The following is a 21118-nucleotide window of genomic DNA, read 5'->3' as shown; positions in this document are numbered from 1 at the left end:
AAAATATGGTATGGTAAAGAAGTATGCTTCATGATGAACAGCGACCGGATTTCATTTTGCGGGAGGTGGGCGCATTGTCCTTTGCCAGCAGACTTTCTTGGTTTTTCCGCGAACGCTGGAGCAGGTATGCTCTGGCTATCATGATCATGACTGCGGTAAATGTGCTGAACATGATTCCGCCCCGCATGATTGGCGGTATTATCGACCAAATTCGGACGGGGACCCTGACGGGTGCGGAGCTGCGGCAAGGCGTGCTCCTGCTGGTCGGCCTGGCTTTGCTAATTTATCTCATGATTTACTTGTGGATTACAACCCTGTTCGGCAATTCGATACTTCTTGAGAAACGGCTGCGCACCCGGTTGATTCAGCATTTAACGCGGATGTCGCCCTCCTTTTTCCATAGAAACAGCACGGGCGAACTGATGGCGCTGGCCACCAATGATATCCCGGCAATCGGTCAGACGGCGGGGTACGGTGTCATGACACTGGTCAACACGATTGCCGGCACGACCGTAGTGATTGTAACCATGGTTTCGTTCATCAGTTGGAAGCTCATGCTGGCGGCGCTCATTCCGCTGCCGCTGCTGACGCTTGTCATCAGTATCCTTGGCAGGCAGACGCGCAGGCGCTTTGCCAGCGCGCAGACCGCTTTCGGACGCATGAACGACCAGGCGCTCGAATCGATCTCAGGCATGCGCGTCATACGTTCCTATGTGCAGGAGCAGTATGATTTGCGTGCGTTTGACCGGATCACCAGCGACGTGATGGAGAAAAATATGCGTGTTGCGGTAATTCACGCGATGTTCCATCCGACCGTCACGCTGATTGTCGGCATGAGCTATGTCATTGGCATCGGGTATGGGGCTTATTTGGTGTTCCATAATGAAATTACCTTGGGACAGCTGGTGTCCTTCAATATATACCTGGGGATGCTCATCTGGCCGATGATTGCGTTTGGCGAATTCATTAATGTTCTGCAGCGCGGTACCGCATCGGTTGACCGGTTGAGCCGGACCTTTGAACAGCAGCCGGATGTTCGGAATCCGGTTCATCCCAAGCCGCTGGAGAGTCCGGAGTCGATTGAGTTTTGCCGGCTTACGTTTCGTTATCCCGGCGCTGCGTATGACAGCCTCACCGCTGTATCTTTAAGGGTGGACCGCGGGCAGACGCTGGGTATTGTCGGTCGGACCGGCAGCGGCAAAAGCACGCTTTTAAAGCAGCTGCTCCGCTTTTACCCGGCGCCTCCGGGCAGTATTCGGATTTCCGGGATCCCCTTGGAGGAACTGGCCATGGAGCGCGTGCGCGAATGGATCGGCTATGTGCCGCAGGAGCATCTTCTGCTTTCCAAATCCGTCAGGGATAATATTGCTCTGGGACGCCCCTATGCTTCTGAGGGGGATATTCGTCGGGTGATTGAACTGGCTTCATTCACGAAGGATGCGGAGCTGCTGCCGCACGGGCTTCAGACCATCGTGGGAGAAAACGGGGTTATGCTATCCGGAGGCCAGAAGCAGCGTGTTAGCATCGCAAGGGCCCTTCTTGCCGATCCGGATATCCTGATCTTGGACGATGCGTTGTCGGCTGTGGATGCTCGGACGGAAAGCGCCATTCTTCAAGCGATTCGGAGGGAGCGTACCGGAAAAACGACATGGATTGCTGCGCATCGCCTTTCTACGGTCATGCATGCGGATCGGATCATTGTGCTGGAGGACGGACGCATTGCCGAAGAAGGAACGCATGAACAGTTGATGAAACAGGGCGGATGGTACAGGAATCAATTTGAACGGCAGCAGCTGGAGGCCAAGCTGCTCGATTCATCAAATTAGCGTCTGACAGGCGAACAGGAAGGAAGTGCGCGGGCTTATATGGATGAGAGGGAACAAACACCCGTGTTTCGCAGGCTGTTCGGTTATGCGATGCTGTTCAAATACCGCATTGCCGCGGCTCTGCTCGTACTTTGCTGCGCAGTAGGCGCGGAGCTTGCCGGACCTTTTATAGCGAAAACCATCATCGACCGTCATATTGGCAGCATCCAGCTTCCTTGGTATGAGAAGGTTTCGGAAGCTCCGCTCGGGAGCACGATGGTGCAGGTCGAGTTGGACGGCCGCATCTATGTTCGCGAAGACTGGGTGAAAAGTGAACATCTGGAACACGGGATGTGGAGGGAAGCAATAATTCTACAGCTTGAGCGCGGGCTATATCTGGTTCGTAACGTGCCGGGCGGCGAAGGAACCTGGACGCTGGAGACGGATGGCGACGGTCCGGCGGGAGCGCAGGTCAGATGGACCGGGGCCGGCGGCGAATCCGAGCGGTTTCCCGCGCGCAAGCTCACTGCTGCGGAGGCCGGCAGCTTTTATCAGCATGACATCGTGCCGGTGATTCGCTGGCTGCTGTTGTTTGTCTGCCTTCTCGCCCTGGGAAGCGTGCTGCATTACATCCAGGGGTACACTTTGCAAGCCACTGCACTACGGATCATTCAACGGATGCGAATGGATCTGATGCGGCATATTCAACGGATTCCGATCCGCTATTTCGACAACACGCCCATCGGTCAGGTCGTATCCCGGATAGCTAACGATACGGAAGCGATCCGCGATTTGTTTATGAGCTTTATGGCTACGTTTGTGGTCAGCATGATCAACATTATCGGGATTTATATTGCTTTATTTTTACTTGATATAAGGTTGGCCCTGGTTACGCTTTTGTTTATTCCGTTATTTACAATCGTGATGCTGGTTCATCTAAAATATTCCAAAAAGTACATCTCCATTATGAGGGCCAGACTCAGTGACATGAATGCGATGATCAGTGAATCGATCGCCGTTATGCCGATTCTGCAGGCCTTTCGGCAGGAAGCAAGGCGCCTTGATGAATTCGATGCGCTCAATGAAGACCGGTATCGCAGCAACATCAGGCAAAACCGCGTATTTTCCCTGTCCTCACGGAACTTCACCGGGCTTGTCGGCGCGTTATTTACCGCAGGGGTGCTTTGGTATTTCGGCGGGCAGTCGCTTCACTCTTCGATTTCCTTCGGTGTGTTTTATGCCTTTATTGACTATACGGGCCGTTTCTTCCAGCCGATTATCGGAATTTTCGATCAGCTGCTGAATGCGCAGAGAGCCGTCGTGTCGGCAGAAAAGGTATTCGCATTGATGGATATGGAAGGGACGGAGGTGGAGGAGACAGAGAAGGTTCCCAGACCGCAAGGGCATGTGGCGTTTGACCGTGTTTCTTTTGCTTATCAGGAGGCAGAGCCCGTCCTGCGGGGAATCTCCTTTGAAGCGAAAAAAGGGGAGACCGTAGCATTGGTCGGACATACCGGCTCCGGCAAAAGTTCGATCATGAATTTGCTGCTCGGCTTTTACGAGCCAACCTCGGGGGAAATTCGTATCGACGGCATCAACATCCGATCCATGTCCAAGCAGGCACTGCGCAAGCATATGGGGATTGTGCTGCAGGACCCTTTCCTGTTCGAGGGTGATATCAAATTTAATGTAAGTTTGTATAATGAGGCCATTGGCCCTGAACAGGTACGCAAGGCGCTGGCCGACGTCGGCGCGTCGGGTTTTGTAGAGCAGCTGCCAGGAGGGTACGACGAGCCGGTAGTGGAGCGGGGGAGCACGTTGTCTTCCGGGCAGCGGCAGTTGATTTCTTTTGCACGGGCATTGGCATTCGATCCGGCGATTCTTATCCTGGATGAAGCGACGGCAAACATCGACAGCGAAACGGAAGGCTTGATCCAGGAGGCGCTGAGAATCGTCAGCGCGGGCCGGACCACCTTTATTATCGCGCACCGGCTCTCTACGATTCGCGATGCGGATCAAATTCTGGTACTGCAACGCGGTGAAATCGTCGAGCGCGGCACGCATGAGCAGTTAATGCAGCTGGAGGGTCGTTATTATCGTATGTATCAGCTACAATCCGGCGGACTGGCGCCGCCCACCACAGCGTAGAGGATCGGCGCCTTCCGCAAAATCGGATGACCCGCCTCGCGAGTCGTTGAACGGCTGCAGGCAGAGTTGGGAGACGGGGGCTAGCTTTCGCCGGAACGCCTTATCATGCTTGCATCAGGAAAGAAAGAGACGTTCCGGCATGATCCCCCGCAGTTATGAATGATTTCGGCGAGCCATTTGCTGCCATACGGACCCTTCCGCCGCCTGGCCGCCTTCGATGCGCTCCAGCGCCATGCGTACCTGCATCCGGACTTCAAACTCCGGATCATCCTGGGCCTCGCGCAGCGCTGGAAGGGCTTGTTCGTCGCCAACCTCGTACAGGAAGCGGGCGGCGCGCCAACGGACCAGCTTGTTGGGATCCTGCAGTGCCTCAATCATCGCTTCTTGAGCAGCGGGGTCTCCCAAGTCGGACAGGGTATCGCCTGCTGTTCGGCGTACGGATGAGGAGACGTCGCGTAAAGCGCGATACAGATAAGGAAGTACCTTTGGATCTTTCAGATCGCCCAGATAGACCGCGGCCAAGCGTCGGACATTGGCTTGCTCATCCTCCAGCGCCTTCAGCAGCAGCGGAAGCGTGGAGTCGGAAGGTTTGATCTGCTGCAAGGCAGCGTAACGCTGTTTCCAATCGGGTGCATTCAACTGCCGCTCCGTTTCTTCATAGCTCAGTGTTTTCCGGCCGGTTTTGGCCAGCTCTCGTGCTTCACCTTGGGCCGGTCCTTCCTGCGCTTGAGCGATTAACTGTTCCAGCTGCTCGTCGCTGTAAGCGGCATCCAGTTCCTGAACGACATCATTCAATACCTCCTGTAGCTCGCCGTAGCGGGTATCCCAGTCGTCGAGCGACCGTTCCTTAATCAGGTTGGGCGAGGCCGCCGCGGCACGAATGGCAGCGTCACTGAAACGCTGCGGAAGAGCATCGCGTCGTTCTTCCAGGCCGTTGGTCACCCTCACTTGAAGCGGGATGCCGCGAAAGTGCTGCAGCCGCACCTTCACTTCGCCGAAAGCGGCCTCCTCCGCATCATTAGCAGGGATACGTTCGCCAGGCTGGTTTGCGCCCGACGGTGCGCTTACGGGGGATATACCGGAATCGGCCTCGCCCAAGATCGCCCGTGCCTCAGCCAATATGCTCGGCCAATCCCCTTTGGGAGTCCGGTCCAAAGCGATAAAATCCGCTGCCCGGTATAATGACTTCACTCCTTCTATGGCAAGCAGCTGCCGCAGCTTCGGAGCCTGGGCTTCTGCCGCTTTATCCCGGGTAAACGTCTGGCGCACCCCGTCGGGGAGCTTTTCTGTTACGTTAATTTTCATCGTGTTCGGACTGGGTGTAGGTTCGATGGATATAATGTTCATGAACGCTTCCTCCTGTCTATTCTCGTTTGGACTAGCAAAAAGGACCGTCAGCCCTCGGGGACAAATCGGTCCTTTTGTTGTTATTCCGTTTCTTTCCGGTGTTCTTAGTCAAGATCAAGCAAATTACGGTGAAGGTAATTGTCGTCAAGCGTCTTCGTCAAATCGAAAACGGTGTGCGCCAGGTCCAGGTTCTCGAACGCATGCTCACAGGAGTCTTTATATGCCATTTCTTCATCATAATGCGACATGTACCGGTTGATCAGCTCCGGCGAATCCCCGCGTTCCTGCTCTCTGCGCATGACGGTATCCCTGTCGGCGTAGATAAAAATACGGATAACGCGGTCTCCATAAATTTTCTTTAACATTTCCGCACCGTACCGGTTCAGAATAAGGTAAATGGCCCCGTGTTTTTGCAGCATTTGGGCGACATCCTTTTCTTTGATCCCATATCGGTTGCCGTCAATTTCCACAACCTCAATGAACTCATTGTTGGCCTCGGCCGCCGCGAACTGCTCACGCGACACAAAATGATAATCTTGTCCGTCAACCTCAGAAGAACGCGGAGGGCGGGTCGTGTACGAGAGAACTTGCTTCATCCCCAGCGTGCTGCCGGACATTTGGGCTACGGTTCTTCTTCCGGCACCGTTAGGGCCGGTAAAAACAAAAATAAGTTCCTTATCCTTCAACTCGTACATGGAAACCCTCCTTCAGGTGAAAGTAATTAATACTAACATGCCTACTTCATATTCTACATGTTCCAGGATGCAAGGTAAAGTTCCAAGCCGTCAGCCGTTTTTTTAGCGTCCCCGCCGTCTGCCGCCGTTTCGCGGTTTCGGCTGCTGTGCCTGACCGCGCTCGCCGCGTCCGCGCCCGCGCCCTTGGGCCGACCGTTCGCCCGTTGCAGCTGTACGGCCGCGGGACTGGCGACGGTCACCCGGCGCAGGGCTTCGTTCGCGTCCTTGCGTCGAGCGCTCGGAAGCTGAACCGCGACCACGTTTCCGGGCAGAGCGTTCGCCCGCCGCTGTGCTGCGTCCGCGGCCTTCGGCAGCAGACGTGCTGCGCCCGTGAGTGGGAGTGCCGAACTCGCCGGGCTCATTGTCCCGCGCTTTGCCCGATTGTTTCGGCAGCCTGCTCTTAATGCCTTTTTCGATCAGTTCAAGATAAGTGGTATCTCTAGGGGCGGCGAACGTAATCGCTTTTCCTCTTTGACCTGCCCGGCCCGTTCGACCGATTCGGTGGATGTAGCTTTCCGCTTCATGCGGAATGTCGTAATTGAACACATGGGTGATGCCCTCGACATCCAGCCCTCTTGCAGCCACATCGGTAGCTACCAATAACTGGATCTTGGCTTCGCGAAACCGTTTCATGACTTGCTCCCGTTTGGCCTGAGTAAGATCCCCATGCAGTTCGTCGGATGCATAGCCGCGTTCAAGGAGTTCATGGTTCAGCTTGCTTGCCCGCAGCTTCGTCCGGCAGAAAATCATCGCCAAATAAGGGTTTTCTTCCTCTATGAGTTTACATAACGCTTCAAATTTGCCGCGGTCCGTCGTTTGGATCACCACTTGTTCGATTTCATCTAACGTGATGCGCTTGGCTTTCACTTCGATTTCCACTGGCTGGCGCATATACGCTTTGGCCAGCTCCCGGATGCGCTGAGGCATGGTGGCCGAAAAAAGCAGCGTCTGCCGACGGGAGGGAGTGGCTGAGATGATCTCCTCGACTTCCGGGAAAAATCCCATATGCAGCATTTGATCAGCTTCATCGAGAACCAGTATCGAAAGCTTGTGCAGTTGAACCGTACCCCGCCGCAGATGATCCAACAGGCGTCCGGGTGTTGCTACAATTATATGTATGCTTCCTTCAAGCTTCCGAATCTGCCTTTCGACGTCCTGCCCGCCGTAAGCCGATAGCACGCGAACCCCTTTGAGCGGGGACCACCGTTTAACTTCTTCCGTAATTTGTATGGCCAGCTCCCGGGTAGGTGTGACGATCAAAGCCTGAACATGCGGCCGACCGGGGTCAATGGTTTCCAGAATCGGAAGTACAAAAGCAAGGGTCTTCCCCGTACCCGTCTGCGCCTGGGCAATAATGTCCTTGCCGGTTAGTGCTGTGGGAATCGCTTCCCGCTGAATAGGGGTAGGTTCCGTAAGCCCGTGCTTCTGAAGCGACTTAGCCAATTCTGTACTGACGCCGAGCAGAGCAAACTCATTTTTCTTCATTATAATATCTCCTCAATGCTTGAATTATTCTACTTATTAATACTGCATTCTACAGGAAGTAACACCAAAAAGAAACCAAGGCTTGAATGAGTGCTTGAGATTTTTTGCATAAACCAAAGAAAACCCGGCACAGGCAGCCGGGTAAAAGCTTGAACATATATGATCATGGCTTTATGCAAAGAACCTCAGTATTCCCTTCCGTTGGATTCCGATTGGTTTGGAATGGTTGGCGCTGTTCCAAAGGTCGCTTCCATTAATTCCGTAAAATGACCCTTGTACGGTTCAAGTGAACGTCCCTGCCAGCTTTGTTGAGCCAAACGGGTAAATTCATTCACGATATTGCGGTTCGCCGTAATGTACACATCCGTAACCGTTGGCTGCAGAGACCGGATTTTTTCTCCGATCTTTTGTTTGAACAGATGGGTTAAATGCTGGTGGTGCATTTCGGTTTCCGCTCCGTTTGCTCCGCTGATGAGCTGACTTGGGTCGGCGTAATCGCTTTGCGGCGTGTACGTATTGTATAATCCTCTAACCAGTCCGTAATTGTTCGTTTCCGTGCCTCGCACCTCCCCGCCGCGCGTTCCGCTCGCCGTACTATCGATGGTAATGGCCGTATAGGCGACATTATCGCCCATCATTACGATCGCACTGCTGACGCCGTACATGGCGGCCACCTGATCCGAAAGAAACTGGTTCATTTCCAGCTTGGTTATTTTATGGGAAACGGGGGCATACTGCTGTTGAGTCTGGTAAGCGCGCGACGTATCCTGCCTGGGCATATCCCTTTTGCTGCCGTAGTTGTTGGCACTGTTGTAATCGTACCATGAAAAACAGCCCGTCAGCGCCGTGACGATGCCGAGTGCAAGTACACCTGTGAATAAACGAAATGTACGCATCAAGATTCCTCCTCATATTCAACGACGAATTCGGGACCCGGTTAGCGCTCGAATCATGGTATCCCTTCTTCATCTTAGGATTGATTATATAGAAGCATTTATGCGTCCTTGCGGCAAGCCAAAAACATGCATAAATACACCGCAAAATGGAAATAACCTAATAGGGATTGTATGGGAAAACCTCTGAAAAACCTTGACTTCCGAACAATTTGTGAACTTCCTGAGATTCATTGACAAAAAACAGGTCCGAATTTATAGTTAATATGGTGATTAGGTTCATTGACAAGAAATGACCTTTTTTTGATCGAAAAATATTTGCTTTATAAGGTGGGATTAATAAGATGATTCGATGGCAAAATCTGTGGCGTTTCATCCCTCTCTTCGGGTTGATGGCACTGTTAACAGGGTGTGGAGACGAAACAATTTCCGCCTTGAAGCCAAGAGGTCCGGTAGCCGAAGACCAGCTGTTCTTGATGAAACTCAGCTTCGGTATAATGCTGCTGGTTGTTGTGGTCGTATTTGTTATTTATTTGTATGTCTTGGTCCGCTTTAGAAAGAAAAAAGGCGACAAAGATATCATTCCAAAACAAGTTGAAGGCAGTCATACGCTGGAGATCATATGGACGGTTATCCCGATCATCCTGCTTCTGATTTTGGCGGTTCCGACAGTGCAGTATACCTTCAAAGTGCTGGAGGATCACAGAGAAAACGAGGACGCGCTTCACGTCAAGGTTACGGCGCATGCGTTCTGGTGGCAGTTTGAATACCCGACCTTGGGCATCGCTACAGCTCAGGATCTTGTTATTCCTACGAATAAAAAAATTGCTTTTGAATTAACCGCTTCCGATGTCAAACACTCCTTCTGGGTACCGTCGCTCGGCGGTAAAATGGACACAAACCCGGGTTCGACGAACGTTTACTACTTGGAAGCATCCGATGTCGATGTATTTAAAGGAAAGTGTGCGGAGCTTTGCGGCGCATCCCATGCTTTAATGGACTTTAAAGTGGTTTCTATGGAGCAAGCCGATTTCGACCAATGGGTGGCTAAGATGAAGGCGCCGGCTGCTGTTCCTGCAGAAGCAAAACGCGGAGAAGAACTCTTCAAAAACAACTGCTTGGCCTGTCATGCTGTTAACGCACAAGGGCTCGGCGCCGGTCCGAACTTGAACGGTTTTGCTTCCCGTGAGCTCGTTGCCGGGATTCTCCCTCATTCTGACGAGAGCTTGAAAAAATGGATTTCGGATCCGCAGTCCGTGAAACCGGGCAACAAGATGCCGGCCTTTAGTGAAAACGCACCGAATCCAATGACTCCTCTCAAGGATCAGGAGATCGACGATATCATCAAATACTTGAATTCGTTGAAGTAACGAGCATCAGGGAAAAAGGAGGTTAAAACGGTGGCTCACGCACACTCGGCAAAACGGTACACTGGTCTGATGGATTGGCTTACCACGGTGGACCATAAAAAGATCGGAATTTTATATTTGATCGCAGGCGGTCTCTTTTTCTTAGTCGGTGGTCTTGAAGCGATTCTCATTCGGATTCAACTGGCTTACCCCGACCAGAAAATATTTATTGGCGACACGTTTAACGAATTGACTACAATGCATGGTACGACCATGATTTTCTTTGCGGTCATGCCGGTTATCTTTGCTTTTATGAATGCTATCGTCCCGCTTCAAATCGGGGCTCGCGACGTAGCGTTCCCATTCCTTAATGCATTAGGCTTCTGGTTGTTTTTCTTTGGAGGCGTACTTCTGAACACATCCTGGTTTCTGGGGGGCGCGCCGGCTGCCGGATGGACGGCATATCCGCCGCTTTCCGGAATTATAGATCTCACCGGAACGTTTAAAGGTGTAGACTTCTACGTGCTCGGAATTCAGATTTCCGGTTTGGGCACGCTGATCGCGGGGATTAACTTCCTTGTAACGATCATCAACATGCGTGCGCCGGGAATGACTTACATGAGAATGCCAATGTTTACTTGGGCGTCTTTTATTACATCCTTACTTATACTTTTTGCTTTCCCTGCCATTACGGTAGGTCTTGTGGAATTGATGTTTGACCGGCTTTTCGGAGGCGCGTTCTTCGATATAACCAAGGGCGGTAATCCGATCCTTTGGGAGCATATTTTCTGGATTTTTGGTCACCCTGAAGTATATATCTTGATTTTGCCGGCATTCGGCATCATTTCCGATGTTGTAGCCACTTTCTCGAAAAAACGTTTGTTCGGTTACAGCTCCATGGTATTCGCGACAGCGTTGATCGGATTCCTGGGCTTCATGGTTTGGGCCCATCATATGTTTGCTGTAGGGATTGGTCCTGTCGGTAACGCGATCTTTGGGGTCGCAACGATGGCTATCGCCGTTCCGACGGGGATTAAGATTTTCAACTGGTTGTTCACGCTGTGGGGCGGACAAATTCGCTTTACGACAGCTAACATTTTTGCAACGTCCTTTATTCCGACGTTCGTTATGGGTGGCGTAACCGGGGTTATGCTTGCGGTACCGGCGGCTGACCTTCAATACCACGATACGTACTTTGTCGTGGCGCACTTTCACTATGTTATCGTCGGCGGTCTGGTTCTTGCTCTGTTCGCCGCTTCCTATTACTGGTGGCCGAAGATGTTCGGACGCATGCTGAATGAAACTTTGGGCAAGATTCATTTCTGGACCTTCTTCATCGGTTTCCATATGACTTTCTTCCCTCAGCACTTCCTTGGTCTTATGGGAATGCCGAGACGGGTATTTACGTATCAGCCTGGCGTAGGTCTTGAACAAGGGAACTTGATCAGTACGATCGGGGCGTTCTTAATGGGTATCGGAACGATCGTATTCGTAATCAACATTATTGTCACAGCCAGAAAACCGGTTGACGCGCTTGCCGATCCTTGGGACGGCCGGACACTGGAGTGGACGATTCCTTCTCCTCCACCGGAATATAACTTTAAGCAAACTCCGCTCGTTCGCGGTTATGATGCATTCTGGAAAGAAAAAATGGCAGGCAACAAAGAGATGACGCCGGCCGAACCGATCGGCCCGATTCACATGCCGAATCCTTCCATTCTGCCGTTTATTATGTCCGTAGGATTGTTTGTTGCCGGTTACGGATTTATGTACCATCATTATGCGGTGGCCATTATCGGTCTGGGTATCACTCTGATCGCTATGTTCTTCCGATCCGTCATTGACGATCACGGATTCCATATCGAACCAGAAGAGTTAAATGATAAGGGGGTTAAGGCATGAGTGCAGCACATCATGAAGTAGGCGGTGCCCTGCCACCTCACGCAGAAACAGCAACATTGGAAGGTAAAAATAAAGTTCTTGGCTTTTGGCTGTTCCTTGGCGGCGAATGCGTGCTTTTCGGTACGCTCTTCGCCTCCTTCATCGCGCTCCGCAATCAGGTGCCGGATGGACCGACAGCTCAGCAGCTATTCCAGTTGGATCTTATCGCGCTCTCGACGTTTATCTTGCTTACGAGCTCCTTGACAAGCGTATTCGGCACCATGGCGCTGCATCGCGGACAATTCCAGAAGCTGCAAGCCTGGATGGCGGTAACCGTTTTGCTTGGCCTTGCGTTTTTGGGTATTGAAGTTTACGAGTTTATACATTACGTACATGAAGGACACACGTTCTCCAAGAGCGCCTTCGCTACATCGTTCTATACCTTGGTCGGTTTTCACGGAGCGCACGTAGCGTTCGGGGTACTGTGGATCTCGCTGTTGATCATTATGGGCTTCAAAAAAGGTCTTACTACAGTTACTGCGCCAAAATATTATGTGGCTGGCTTATACTGGCACTTTATCGACGTCGTATGGGTATTCATCTTTACGGTAGTGTATCTGATGGGGAAGGTGGGTCCTTAACATGAGCAACCAACACCAGACATCTGCAGGTGAACGTCACCGTTTAGAAGGTCCTAAAAATCATTACCTGTCCTACATCGTTTCCATCCTGCTTACGATGCTTGCTTTTGCGGTTGTCCTTTACGGCGGATTGGATCGTACATTTATTATCATCTTCATTGTCGGTTTAGGGATCGTTCAGATTTTATTCCAGTTAGCTTATTGGATGCATATGAAAGATCGCGGGCATATGTTCCCAATCATCGGACTCGCGTTCGGTACTTTTATTGCACTGACCGTAGTGGCGGCAGCAGTATTTTGGATGTGGTGGTAAAAGGTTTAGAGAGGCGGCTTATTCTTAGAAAGCCGCTCTCTTTTGTATAACTATGGGAAAATTTTCACGAATTCGACACAACTTCCGGTATAGAGTGAAACAGAAAGGAGTCGTTATCCGATATGGATCCTACCGTCTCCCATGCAGGCCATGGGAATGTCCCTACGTTCATACAGTTGTGGAGTCCCGGATTTTTGCTCTTTATCATTGTGCTCGGTGTTTTATATACACTATGCGTAGGACGCTGGCGCAAGGATTTTGCCGACAGTGAGCCTGTAACGCTAAAGCAGAAGCTGTGGTTTTGGAGCGGACTGGCCCTTTGGTATGCTGCAGACGGAAGTCCGATCTCTTATTATGGACACCATTACTTGTTCAGTGTGCATATGTTTCAACAGTCGATCTTGTATTTGATTATGCCGCCGATGTTCCTTCTGGGTACACCGGGCTGGCTGCTCAAGGCGGGGCTCAAAGGCAAGGGCGCCCAACGTATGTTACATTGGATGAGCGCCCCGTTGTTTTCCCTGTTCTTCTTCAATTTTATCTTCTCTATGTATCATATTCCGATGGTGATGGACTGGCTGATGGCTAACCCTTATATTCTTACCGTATATAAGGCCATTTTCCTGTTCGCTGCATTTCAGGCGTGGTTCCCGATCTTCTGCCCGGTGCCGGAGTACAATACGATGTCCGAATTGAAGAAGATGGCGTACATTTTCCTGAACGGCATTCTGCTGACCCCGGCTTGTGCCTTGATCATCTTCGCCAAAGAACCGTTATATGATATGTATGCCTCCGTATCTATACACTTTTGGGCACTGCCGATGATCGATGATCAACAGCTCGGCGGGGTTATTATGAAAATCGTTCAAGAAATCGTCTACGGTATAGCTCTTGCGTATGTCTTCTTCCGATGGTACCGAAAAGAACGCAACAAGGAAGAAGATGATTTGACAAATAGCGCTTATTTCTCTCCGGAACATGCGAATCGGGCTTAAGTGTTTCATACAAAATCATATTTTACTGAAACGAACGGGTGGGATGTGAAAGTGGCGATATTGCCGACTATCAGTACCAGTTTCATTATCATCAGCGCCATACTAGTTGCGATCGGGTGGTATCACATTATCAAAGGAAACCGGGAAAAGCACCAAAAGGTGATGCTGTGGGGCGCCGGCTTTGCTCTGGCCTTCTTTCTGGTCTATGCGAGCCGCACCGTTTTCGTCGGAAATACGTCTTTTGGCGGACCAGAGGAATTGAAGCTGGCCTATCACTTGTTTTTATTTTTTCATATTACTTTGGCAACAACGGCCGCGGTATTCGGTATAGTGACCTTAACGTTAGCGTTTAAACAAAAATTCGCCAAGCATAGAAAAATTGGACGCTGGACAGCCGTCATATGGCTGCTTACGGCGCCTACCGGCGTCGCGGTTTACGTTCTGTTGTATCTATTGTATCCCGGTGGAGAGACGAAGCCGATGATCGATGCCATTTTTGGCTTATAAATTTCGGACTACGGGAAGTAAAAAGCTTCAGCCGCTCTTACGTGAGCAGCCGAAGCTTTTTTAATGAGAAAGTCTATATATGTGAGCGGAGCCGAAAGCACCCATAGTTGATAGCGATATGGTTACAGTGCGCTTCCGCCGAAGATAAAGCGGTGTTCCCAATGCTTGCCGGCAAAGGAATCGATGCGCACGCCGCCGGATTCTTTAGAGTAAGTATGAAGGATTTTGCCGTCTCCCAAATAGATTCCGACATGGGTCACCCGTTGATTTGCCTTGTTGCTGGGATAGGAAGAAGCGCTGGTACCGCGGTATTCCATGAAGAACATCAGATCACCCGGCTTCAGGTTGCGCCAGTTGGTCGTTGTTCCGCCCTTGGATTTTACATATGAAGCTTGTCCGCGTGAATCGCTTGGTAAAGTAATGCCTGCTCCTTCTTTAAAGGCTTGTCTGACAAAATCGGAGCAATCGAACGTTCGTGTGTTCGAACGGCTCGAACCAAATTCATAAGGGGTACCCAAGTATTTTTTGCCGGCTGCAATCACCTTGTTCACGGTAGAGCTGGTGCTGCTTGAACCATTGGATGTGCTGGTACTGCTAGGTTTGGAGGAGCTTCCTCCGGAGCTTGAGTCCGTGGTGCGGATATATTTGCTGTTGGTGGAAACATATCCAATCCTTCCGCTGTCGTCCCGAACCTTGTACCACCAGTTGTTCACTTTGCTGAGGATATCGACGTTTTCACCTTTTTTCAGGAATCCATAACTTTTAGAGTTCACATCCGGCTGGCTCCGAAAGTTGACACTGCTGACAATGACGGCATCGGTTGCTGCCTGGGCTGGTTTGGCCGGTAATGCTCCTAAACCCAGAGTGACTGTAGTGGCGAGAAGAATGGCTGTAAATGGCTTTTTCAAAATGATAATCCCTCCTGCAGATTCTGGTTGTATTTATGTCAAGACACAAGGGCGGACAGCTTCATCATTGAAGCCGCACCTGTGTTCGGGACACCATTTGACAACATGTTCCCTTCAATTCACAATAGAATGAAGAATTTCAAATGGGAGAACGGTGAGCATCAGATGGACACTTGGGTATGGGGACCATTCATCATACAAAAAAGCATGTTGTTTGTCATAGCTGCAGTAGCGGCGGGGTTCGGAATAGGTAGACTGCGTTTAAAGGGAACGGCTATGGGGACAGCATTCAGCACGATCGGTTTGAATGCCGTTGTCATTTGGATCATTAGCTGGAAGCTAAGCTTGCTGCTCTTCGAACCGCGCAGTGTACTGAAGAATCCCTTGTCGCTGCTCTATTATAACGGCGGCATTCAAGGAATCTGGCTAGCCGTGCTGCTTTCCGGTTTGTATGTATGGTACACCGTTCTAAAAGAACGTATGGATAGAGCCCTATATACAGATTCGATGCTTGTCTCGATTATGGGGGGGTACGCAGTATACGGAGCCGTCATGTATACGGCGGGGGAAGTCAATCGGCTAACATGGGGGATGACCGCGCTTTTTGCGGGAGGCTTTATGGCGGCATGGATGTTGAAGAAGCCAGCGAACCATTTGCGGCCGATGCTGCAGAAGTTCACAATATTTATAATCGGCTATGCGTTGATCTGGACTTTATCTGTAAATATTTGGGACAAATATGGGGCGGGGAGAGCCCAGGCGGGTGATGCGTCCGTCGGCCTGAAGATTGGACAGCAAGCGCCGGAGTTTGAGTTGAAGATGCTGAATGGCCAAACGGTCAAACTATCGGACTATCGGGGAAAAACCGTCATGCTTAATTTTTGGGCGACATGGTGTCCTCCTTGCCGGGAGGAAATGCCGCATATGCAGCAGTTTTATTCGGAATACGAAAAGGATGGAGTGGTGATCCTTGGAGTCAATGCGACCTCTACGGAGATTAGCGTGCCTGTGGTAGACTCTTGGCTGAAGGAGTGGGGAATCACATTCCCCGTAGTGCTGGATGAACAGGGCGAGGTCATCAACAGGTATCGTGTAAACTCTTATCCGGCTACTTTTGTGATTGATAGAGACGGAGTGATCCGGCACAAGCATCCCGGACCGATGAATATGCAAATGCTGAAGGAAGCGAAGAAGAAAGCAGATCATGGAATGTGATAAAAGAAATATATAAGGGCACTTAGTGTTTTTCATTTGCGCATGCGAGATTCATCGTGTAACATGAAATTATTAAAAGGTCATATTACTTTATTTATTATATTATTTTATTTAAAAGGATGGTAACAGCATGGCACAGACGAGCATTATCTTGCGTGTGGAATTGAATCATGATCAAGTCACGTTTGGTGACGTAGCTGCGGCTATCAGTAAAGCCGGGGGAGATATCACATCGATTGACGTGATACGTCCGGGCAAGGAGTCTTCGGTGCGCGACATTACGGTGGATGTGGCGGAATCTGCGGAAAGTCAAGTGGTGGAGGCACTGAAGCAGCATAACGGCATCAAGCTGATTAACGTGTCTGACCGGACGTTCCTGGTGCACTTGGGCGGAAAAATAACGACGCAGCCCACGCTGCCGATCAAAAATCGCGACGATTTGTCCCGAGTATACACTCCCGGTGTGGCGCGCGTATGTACAGCCATCCATGAAAATCCCAAGAAATCTTACTCATTGACGATCAAACGGAACACGGTAGCTGTTGTGACCGACGGAACCGCGGTACTCGGCCTTGGCGACATCGGACCGCATGCAGCGGCTCCGGTCATGGAAGGGAAAGCAATGCTGTTCAAACAACTGGCAGGCGTGGATGCTTTTCCGATTTGCTTGGATACGAAGGATACCGAAGAAATCATTCGTACGATTAAAGCGATCAGCCCGATTTTCGGCGGAATCAATCTGGAGGACATCAGCTCTCCGCGCTGCTTTGAGATCGAAGCAAGGCTGGCGGAGGAATTGGATATTCCGATATTCCATGATGACCAGCACGGTACGGCTGTCGTCGTCATTGCAGGGCTTTTGAATGCATTGAAAGTAGTAGGCAAGCGGATCGATCAAGTACGTGTAGTCGTTAATGGTATTGGCGCCGCGGGCGTCTCCATCTGCAAAATGCTGCTGGCTGCAGGAGTCACGCGGCTTGTGCCTGTGGATCGGGAAGGTGCGATCGTTCGTGGCGGGACCTATTCACACCCGATGTGGCAGTGGCTTGCAGAGCAGCCGCAGGTCGAGGCGGAGCCGGGCGGCCTGAAGGATGTGCTTCGCGATGCGGATGTGTTTATCGGCGTGTCCAGAGGCGGCATTATGACGGCCGAGGATGTACAAACGATGGCGCCGGACCGGATCGTCTTCGCCATGGCTAACCCGAATCCGGAGATTGACCCGGAAGAAGCGCTGCCGCACGTGCGCGTCTTCGCTACAGGCCGGAGCGATTATCCGAACCAAATTAACAACGTCCTGGTATTCCCCGGCATTTTCCGCGGGGCCTTGGATTGCCGGGCTCGGCGGATCAATGAACCGATGAAGCTTGCCGCTTCACGCGCTATCGCATCGGTTGTCAGTGAAGCCGAACTGAATGAGCATTATATTATTCCAAGTATCTTTAATGAGCATGTCGTTTCGAAGGTCCGTCATGCCATCATCGAAGCCGCCATCCTGACGGGCGAGGCCCGCCGGATTCCCCGGGATTTCAGATAAGATAAGCCAAAAAGTTCCGGCATAACAAGCCGCTCCTTTCGTGAAATTGATTTACGAAAGGAGCGGCTATTTGCATAGGCGATGCAAAGGAGCATTAAGGTAAAAAACCGGCCTGGCTGATGTAAATTTGGTGCGCGGCAAATGTCTTTTTAAGCTGCTCCAGCACCTTGAGATAGGCGGAACGGTCGTACCATGCTTCGAGCCCGCATGCTTCATAGATGCGGCGGATGCCGAGCCGTTCCGTTCGTTTGCCCTGACTGCCGTCGCCCATGAAGAAGTCGTCCAGGACAAGCCGCTTGACGCCGGTTTCTGCAAGCAGGCCGGCCAAACGGTCGCTGCAAGGCAGCATGGGTGATATCGCGACTTGGGCGGGGATGCCGGCTTGAACAAGCCGGCGCAGCGCCTGAAGCCGGGCAGCAATAGGAGGAGCGGAGGGAGAGAAGGTCTTGCGGATCTCTTCAAGATCCGTCTCAATCGTCAGGCTCACGCGAACGCGCTGCCCAAGCTTCAGAAGAAGGTCGATATCACGTGTGACAAGCGGACTGCGGGTTTGGACAAGAAGGAAGTCAATCGCTGCATTGGAATCGGCGCCAGCCATTATTTCCAGCAGAGACCGGGTTAATCCGGTTTGGAATTCGACCGGTTGATAAGGATCCGTACTGGACGACATGAAGATCGTGACTGGCCCCTTTCGTTTGGCTCTTGTAAGCTCGCCGGAGAGCAGCTTGGCCGCAGTCGATTTCACGTCCACAAAGCGGCCCCAAGGTTCCTTGCGGAATTTGGCTACGGGCATCTCTCGCACATAGCAATAAGAGCAGGCGAAGGTACAGCCCACATACGGATTCAGCGTATGGCTGTAACCGGCCAAATAACCATTGGCCGGATTCAGCAGCTTCCTCGGAGCAGTTAGGGACATCCGGGGATGCATGGACGGATCTCCTCCTTTCTTTCGGCTTGCTTGAAAAGGGTACGAAGAAGCCCGGTTCCTTGTCGCATCCAAGGAAACCGGGCTCTCGACCGTACAGGCTGTATTATTCGGCCGCACCCGCAGGCATAACTTCCGGCGATGTCAGCTTGTCGTAAAACTCGGTGAATTTGTCTTTGTCCTCGCTTGAACGAAGCGCCATGGCTGCACGAGGGTGCTCGTTCAATATCCCTGCGATCATGTAAGGAATGACATATCCCCATTCCCACTTCTCACGCATGGCGATCATATGCTTCTCAATGATGCCGAGCACCGGGCGAACATCGTATTTCGGATGCTTCAGATGGCTGACGAGCAGCTCGGTAGGACAGTTGCCCGCAGCGCGACCCATGCCGTATACAGAAGCATCCAGAAATTCAACGCCCTTGCTTGCGCCCATGATCGTGTTGGAGAAAGCGAGCTGCATGTTATTGTGCATGTGCAGGCCCAGCTTTTTGTCAGGCAGAAGACGCTGGAATTTGGTAACGAGGTAATCGATATCCTTGTAATCCATGCTGCCGTAAGAGTCAACGATATACACGACATCTACCGGGCTTTTGGCGATTTCTTCGAACGCTTCGTTCAAGTCGTTCTCCATCACATGGGTCAGCGCCATAATGTTGATGCTTGTTTCGTAGCCGTAACCATTGAACTTTTGCACCAGATCGAGCGCTTTGTCTACGTCTTTGATATAAGTAGCTACACGGATCAAGTCGAGCTGACTTTGCTCCCGGGGAAGGATATCGTTCTCGTCCACACGTCCGATATCGACAAGAGCGGAAAGCTTCGTATCGGTTTTCTGCGAAATGACTTCCTTCAGGAAATCCTCGTTCAAAAAACGCCATGGTCCCGCATCGGCGCCTTTTAAGAGCTTGGCGGAGTTTTTATAGCCGATCTCCATATATTCGACGCCGGCTTCGCTCAGTCCATAGTACATGTCCTTTACGAATTGGACGCTGAAGTCCCAATTGTTTACCAATCCGCCGTCGCGGATCGTACAGTCTACAATGCTGTGTTTTTCCCTGGTCATGTTCATTTGCTCCTCTCCCAAATGGGGCCTTTTGTACTTTGTGGCTTTTAAGCTTTTCAGTGGTAAAGTATCTTCAATAATTAATAATAATACATACCGATTGTCTTTTTGTCAATGATAACAAATTACGAAAAGTATGACAATTTCATGCGGGATGGAAAGAATAGGGGGAAGCAGGATTTTCGGTGGCGGTGTGGAAAAGTAGCTTAAGCGTTAATTAGGCGGATATGAATGAAGCTATGGGGGAAGTGAAGCGGATGCTGAAATATAATATTGCGTTTATTTGCAAGGGAGATCGGATATTGATGTTAAACCGGAGCAAAGCGCCTCTGCTTGGGCTGTGGAACGGAGTGGGGGGCAAGCTTGAACCGGGGGAAACACCTTATGCCAGCGTTGTTCGCGAAATCAAGGAGGAAACGGGGCTGCGGCTGGCCGAGGAGGCGCTTCGCTTCTCGGGCATTGTCACATGGGAAGTGGACGGACGGGAGGCGGGGGGCATGTATGTGTTTATCGGTGAAGCGCCTCCTGAAGCATTAGCTGAGGCTCCCGTCGAAACGGAAGACGGTATTTTGGCCTGGAAGGCGCTGGAATGGGTCATCCATCCGGACAATCACGGTGTAGCGGGACATGTCAAACATTTTTTGCCTCCCATGTTGGAAAGCAGGGATTGTGCGGAATATCGGTGTACCTTTCAAGAGGGCAAGCTGCTGAACTGTGAGGTCCGCCCGTTGGAAGAGGTTGTGTTGTAAGCCAAGCCGCGAGGTGTGATCTTATGGCCGGCAACTTGGGGCAAAAGGTGTGAAAGGCGGAATAAGCGTCCTGCGTCTGGGCATGCTATGCGGTATATCATCCCATTTACTGAGACTGGAAAGGAATGTGTTTATGAGCAGCACTCCGTTATGTTTTCAATTTAATTCTCAAAAAGAGGCCGTTCTTGCCCGGGATACCTTGGAGGAGATCGGTTACCGGATCAGCGGTCATTCGCACTCGGACAAGCCTGTACTTCATGTTATCGTGGATCGCCATGATTTAGCGTCGGCGCTTGAAATCGCACAGGCGCATGGCGGCAGAATGGTTCAGGCGGGGAATTCTCCGGATGAAACGGAAGGCTTTGCCATGGCCTACGACATGGAAGTGCCGATTCCTGCTCATTTAGTGAACGAGGATTTAATCGATAGCCAGCCCGACGTATCCGCTTCGGCATACGACAACCGTTCCAGCGGAGCATACGATGATGAAAGAGAGCAGTTCGATCCGTCCGGAGATGATGTGAACGGGTTTGACGCCGGTATCCATATGTAGCAAAAGGCCGTTCCTTCCTCATCATCCGCAGGAGCCGACAGCCCCTGTGTCCACCAGTCAGCGGATC

19 protein-coding genes are annotated in these 21118 nt (G+C 51.3%); 12 read left to right on the top strand and 7 right to left on the bottom strand.

The annotated features are described in order from the left end of the window. Window positions 1–74 precede the first annotated feature (74 nt). Together NR121_RS11510 and NR121_RS11505 are read left to right on the top strand one after the other, a co-directional pair. Window positions 75–1826: an ABC transporter ATP-binding protein gene (locus tag NR121_RS11510; RefSeq protein WP_074727751.1), complete on the top strand. Its 1752-nt coding sequence runs from the start codon at window positions 75–77 to the stop codon at window positions 1824–1826. Window positions 1827–1865: 39 nt separating this feature from the next. Continuing rightward, window positions 1866–3953 (top strand): ABC transporter ATP-binding protein, encoded by a 2088-nt coding sequence (locus tag NR121_RS11505; RefSeq protein ID WP_256831213.1) that lies wholly within the window; start codon window positions 1866–1868, stop codon window positions 3951–3953. A gap of 153 nt (window positions 3954–4106) precedes the next feature. Here NR121_RS11505 and NR121_RS11500 read toward each other — a convergent pair whose 3' ends face one another. From NR121_RS11500 to NR121_RS11485, 4 genes are all read right to left on the bottom strand, one after another. Then, window positions 4107–5300: a conserved virulence factor C family protein gene (locus NR121_RS11500; RefSeq protein WP_062409976.1), complete on the bottom strand. Its 1194-nt coding sequence runs from the start codon at window positions 5298–5300 to the stop codon at window positions 4107–4109. A 104-nt stretch (window positions 5301–5404) separates the two neighbouring features. Further along, complete coding sequence (locus NR121_RS11495) at window positions 5405–5995, bottom strand: guanylate kinase (RefSeq protein ID WP_062409975.1); 591 nt, start codon at window positions 5993–5995, stop codon at window positions 5405–5407. A gap of 102 nt (window positions 5996–6097) precedes the next feature. Continuing rightward, window positions 6098–7519, bottom strand: a complete 1422-nt coding sequence (locus tag NR121_RS11490; protein WP_137670964.1) for a DEAD/DEAH box helicase — start codon at window positions 7517–7519, stop codon at window positions 6098–6100. Window positions 7520–7704: 185 nt separating this feature from the next. Next, window positions 7705–8415, bottom strand: a complete 711-nt coding sequence (locus NR121_RS11485) for a hypothetical protein (protein WP_054820232.1) — start codon at window positions 8413–8415, stop codon at window positions 7705–7707. Between the two features lie 341 nt (window positions 8416–8756). On the opposite strand from NR121_RS11485, the gene coxB reads away from it, so the two are divergent. From coxB to NR121_RS11455, 6 genes are all read left to right on the top strand, one after another. Next, entirely contained in the window at window positions 8757–9782 is a 1026-nt protein-coding gene (coxB, locus tag NR121_RS11480; RefSeq protein WP_062409973.1) for a cytochrome c oxidase subunit II, read from the top strand. Window positions 9783–9851: 69 nt separating this feature from the next. Then, window positions 9852–11663, top strand: coding sequence for a cytochrome c oxidase subunit I (gene ctaD, locus NR121_RS11475; RefSeq protein WP_256831238.1), 1812 nt, complete (start codon window positions 9852–9854; stop codon window positions 11661–11663). Further along, on the top strand, window positions 11660–12283 hold the full coding sequence (locus tag NR121_RS11470; RefSeq protein ID WP_074727657.1) for a cytochrome (ubi)quinol oxidase subunit III: 624 nt from the start codon (window positions 11660–11662) through the stop codon (window positions 12281–12283). The genes ctaD and NR121_RS11470 overlap by 4 nt, the downstream gene beginning before the upstream one ends. Before the next feature lies 1 nt (window position 12284). Beyond that, complete coding sequence (locus NR121_RS11465; protein WP_062409971.1) at window positions 12285–12596, top strand: cytochrome C oxidase subunit IV family protein; 312 nt, start codon at window positions 12285–12287, stop codon at window positions 12594–12596. A gap of 122 nt (window positions 12597–12718) precedes the next feature. Continuing rightward, window positions 12719–13591, top strand: a complete 873-nt coding sequence (locus tag NR121_RS11460) for a cytochrome c oxidase assembly protein (protein WP_062409970.1) — start codon at window positions 12719–12721, stop codon at window positions 13589–13591. Between the two features lie 45 nt (window positions 13592–13636). Beyond that, window positions 13637–14098 (top strand): DUF420 domain-containing protein, encoded by a 462-nt coding sequence (locus NR121_RS11455; protein ID WP_062411064.1) that lies wholly within the window; start codon window positions 13637–13639, stop codon window positions 14096–14098. 122 nt (window positions 14099–14220) lie between these two features. Here NR121_RS11455 and NR121_RS11450 read toward each other — a convergent pair whose 3' ends face one another. After that, window positions 14221–15006 (bottom strand): C40 family peptidase, encoded by a 786-nt coding sequence (locus tag NR121_RS11450; RefSeq protein ID WP_062409969.1) that lies wholly within the window; start codon window positions 15004–15006, stop codon window positions 14221–14223. Between the two features lie 165 nt (window positions 15007–15171). Between NR121_RS11450 and NR121_RS11445 the strand changes: the two genes are divergently transcribed. Together NR121_RS11445 and NR121_RS11440 are read left to right on the top strand one after the other, a co-directional pair. Further along, window positions 15172–16221 carry a peroxiredoxin family protein gene (locus tag NR121_RS11445; protein WP_256831212.1) on the top strand — a complete coding sequence of 350 codons (1050 nt, stop codon included), beginning with the start codon at window positions 15172–15174 and terminating at the stop codon, window positions 16219–16221. A 130-nt stretch (window positions 16222–16351) separates the two neighbouring features. Then, window positions 16352–17755 (top strand): NAD-dependent malic enzyme, encoded by a 1404-nt coding sequence (locus tag NR121_RS11440; protein ID WP_256831210.1) that lies wholly within the window; start codon window positions 16352–16354, stop codon window positions 17753–17755. A 94-nt stretch (window positions 17756–17849) separates the two neighbouring features. Here the strand turns inward: NR121_RS11440 and NR121_RS11435 are convergent, their stop codons facing one another. Then, window positions 17850–18683 carry an SPL family radical SAM protein gene (locus NR121_RS11435; protein WP_256831208.1) on the bottom strand — a complete coding sequence of 278 codons (834 nt, stop codon included), beginning with the start codon at window positions 18681–18683 and terminating at the stop codon, window positions 17850–17852. A 103-nt stretch (window positions 18684–18786) separates the two neighbouring features. Continuing rightward, window positions 18787–19749: an aldolase catalytic domain-containing protein gene (locus NR121_RS11430; protein WP_054820242.1), complete on the bottom strand. Its 963-nt coding sequence runs from the start codon at window positions 19747–19749 to the stop codon at window positions 18787–18789. 227 nt (window positions 19750–19976) lie between these two features. Here NR121_RS11430 and NR121_RS11425 point away from each other — a divergent pair, with 227 nt between their 5' ends. Both NR121_RS11425 and NR121_RS11420 read left to right on the top strand, forming a co-directional pair. Continuing rightward, window positions 19977–20498 carry an NUDIX hydrolase gene (locus tag NR121_RS11425; protein WP_256831206.1) on the top strand — a complete coding sequence of 174 codons (522 nt, stop codon included), beginning with the start codon at window positions 19977–19979 and terminating at the stop codon, window positions 20496–20498. Window positions 20499–20631: 133 nt separating this feature from the next. Then, window positions 20632–21051 (top strand): hypothetical protein, encoded by a 420-nt coding sequence (locus tag NR121_RS11420; protein WP_054820244.1) that lies wholly within the window; start codon window positions 20632–20634, stop codon window positions 21049–21051. Window positions 21052–21118: the final 67 nt, after the last annotated feature.

Source organism: Paenibacillus sp. Pae15 (assembly GCF_024519685.1).
Lineage (GTDB): Bacteria > Bacillota > Bacilli > Paenibacillales > NBRC-103111 > Paenibacillus_G > Paenibacillus_G naphthalenovorans.
This window is presented reverse-complemented; position numbering and strand designations above follow the sequence as displayed.

Coding starts and splice junctions, on each gene's coding strand:
- NR121_RS11505 (WP_256831213.1), top strand. CDS start 1,866: ATGGATGAGAGGGAACAAACACCCGTGTTTCGCAGGCTGTTCGGTTAT.
- NR121_RS11490 (WP_137670964.1), bottom strand. CDS start 7,519: ATGAAGAAAAATGAGTTTGCTCTGCTCGGCGTCAGTACAGAATTGGCT.
- NR121_RS11470 (WP_074727657.1), top strand. CDS start 11,660: ATGAGTGCAGCACATCATGAAGTAGGCGGTGCCCTGCCACCTCACGCA.
- NR121_RS11440 (WP_256831210.1), top strand. CDS start 16,352: ATGGCACAGACGAGCATTATCTTGCGTGTGGAATTGAATCATGATCAA.
- NR121_RS11425 (WP_256831206.1), top strand. CDS start 19,977: ATGAATGAAGCTATGGGGGAAGTGAAGCGGATGCTGAAATATAATATT.
- NR121_RS11460 (WP_062409970.1), top strand. CDS start 12,719: ATGGATCCTACCGTCTCCCATGCAGGCCATGGGAATGTCCCTACGTTC.
- coxB (WP_062409973.1), top strand. CDS start 8,757: ATGATTCGATGGCAAAATCTGTGGCGTTTCATCCCTCTCTTCGGGTTG.
- NR121_RS11445 (WP_256831212.1), top strand. CDS start 15,172: ATGGACACTTGGGTATGGGGACCATTCATCATACAAAAAAGCATGTTG.
- NR121_RS11465 (WP_062409971.1), top strand. CDS start 12,285: ATGAGCAACCAACACCAGACATCTGCAGGTGAACGTCACCGTTTAGAA.
- NR121_RS11495 (WP_062409975.1), bottom strand. CDS start 5,995: ATGTACGAGTTGAAGGATAAGGAACTTATTTTTGTTTTTACCGGCCCT.
- NR121_RS11485 (WP_054820232.1), bottom strand. CDS start 8,415: ATGCGTACATTTCGTTTATTCACAGGTGTACTTGCACTCGGCATCGTC.
- NR121_RS11500 (WP_062409976.1), bottom strand. CDS start 5,300: ATGAACATTATATCCATCGAACCTACACCCAGTCCGAACACGATGAAA.
- NR121_RS11435 (WP_256831208.1), bottom strand. CDS start 18,683: ATGCATCCCCGGATGTCCCTAACTGCTCCGAGGAAGCTGCTGAATCCG.
- ctaD (WP_256831238.1), top strand. CDS start 9,852: ATGGATTGGCTTACCACGGTGGACCATAAAAAGATCGGAATTTTATAT.
- NR121_RS11420 (WP_054820244.1), top strand. CDS start 20,632: ATGAGCAGCACTCCGTTATGTTTTCAATTTAATTCTCAAAAAGAGGCC.
- NR121_RS11430 (WP_054820242.1), bottom strand. CDS start 19,749: ATGACCAGGGAAAAACACAGCATTGTAGACTGTACGATCCGCGACGGC.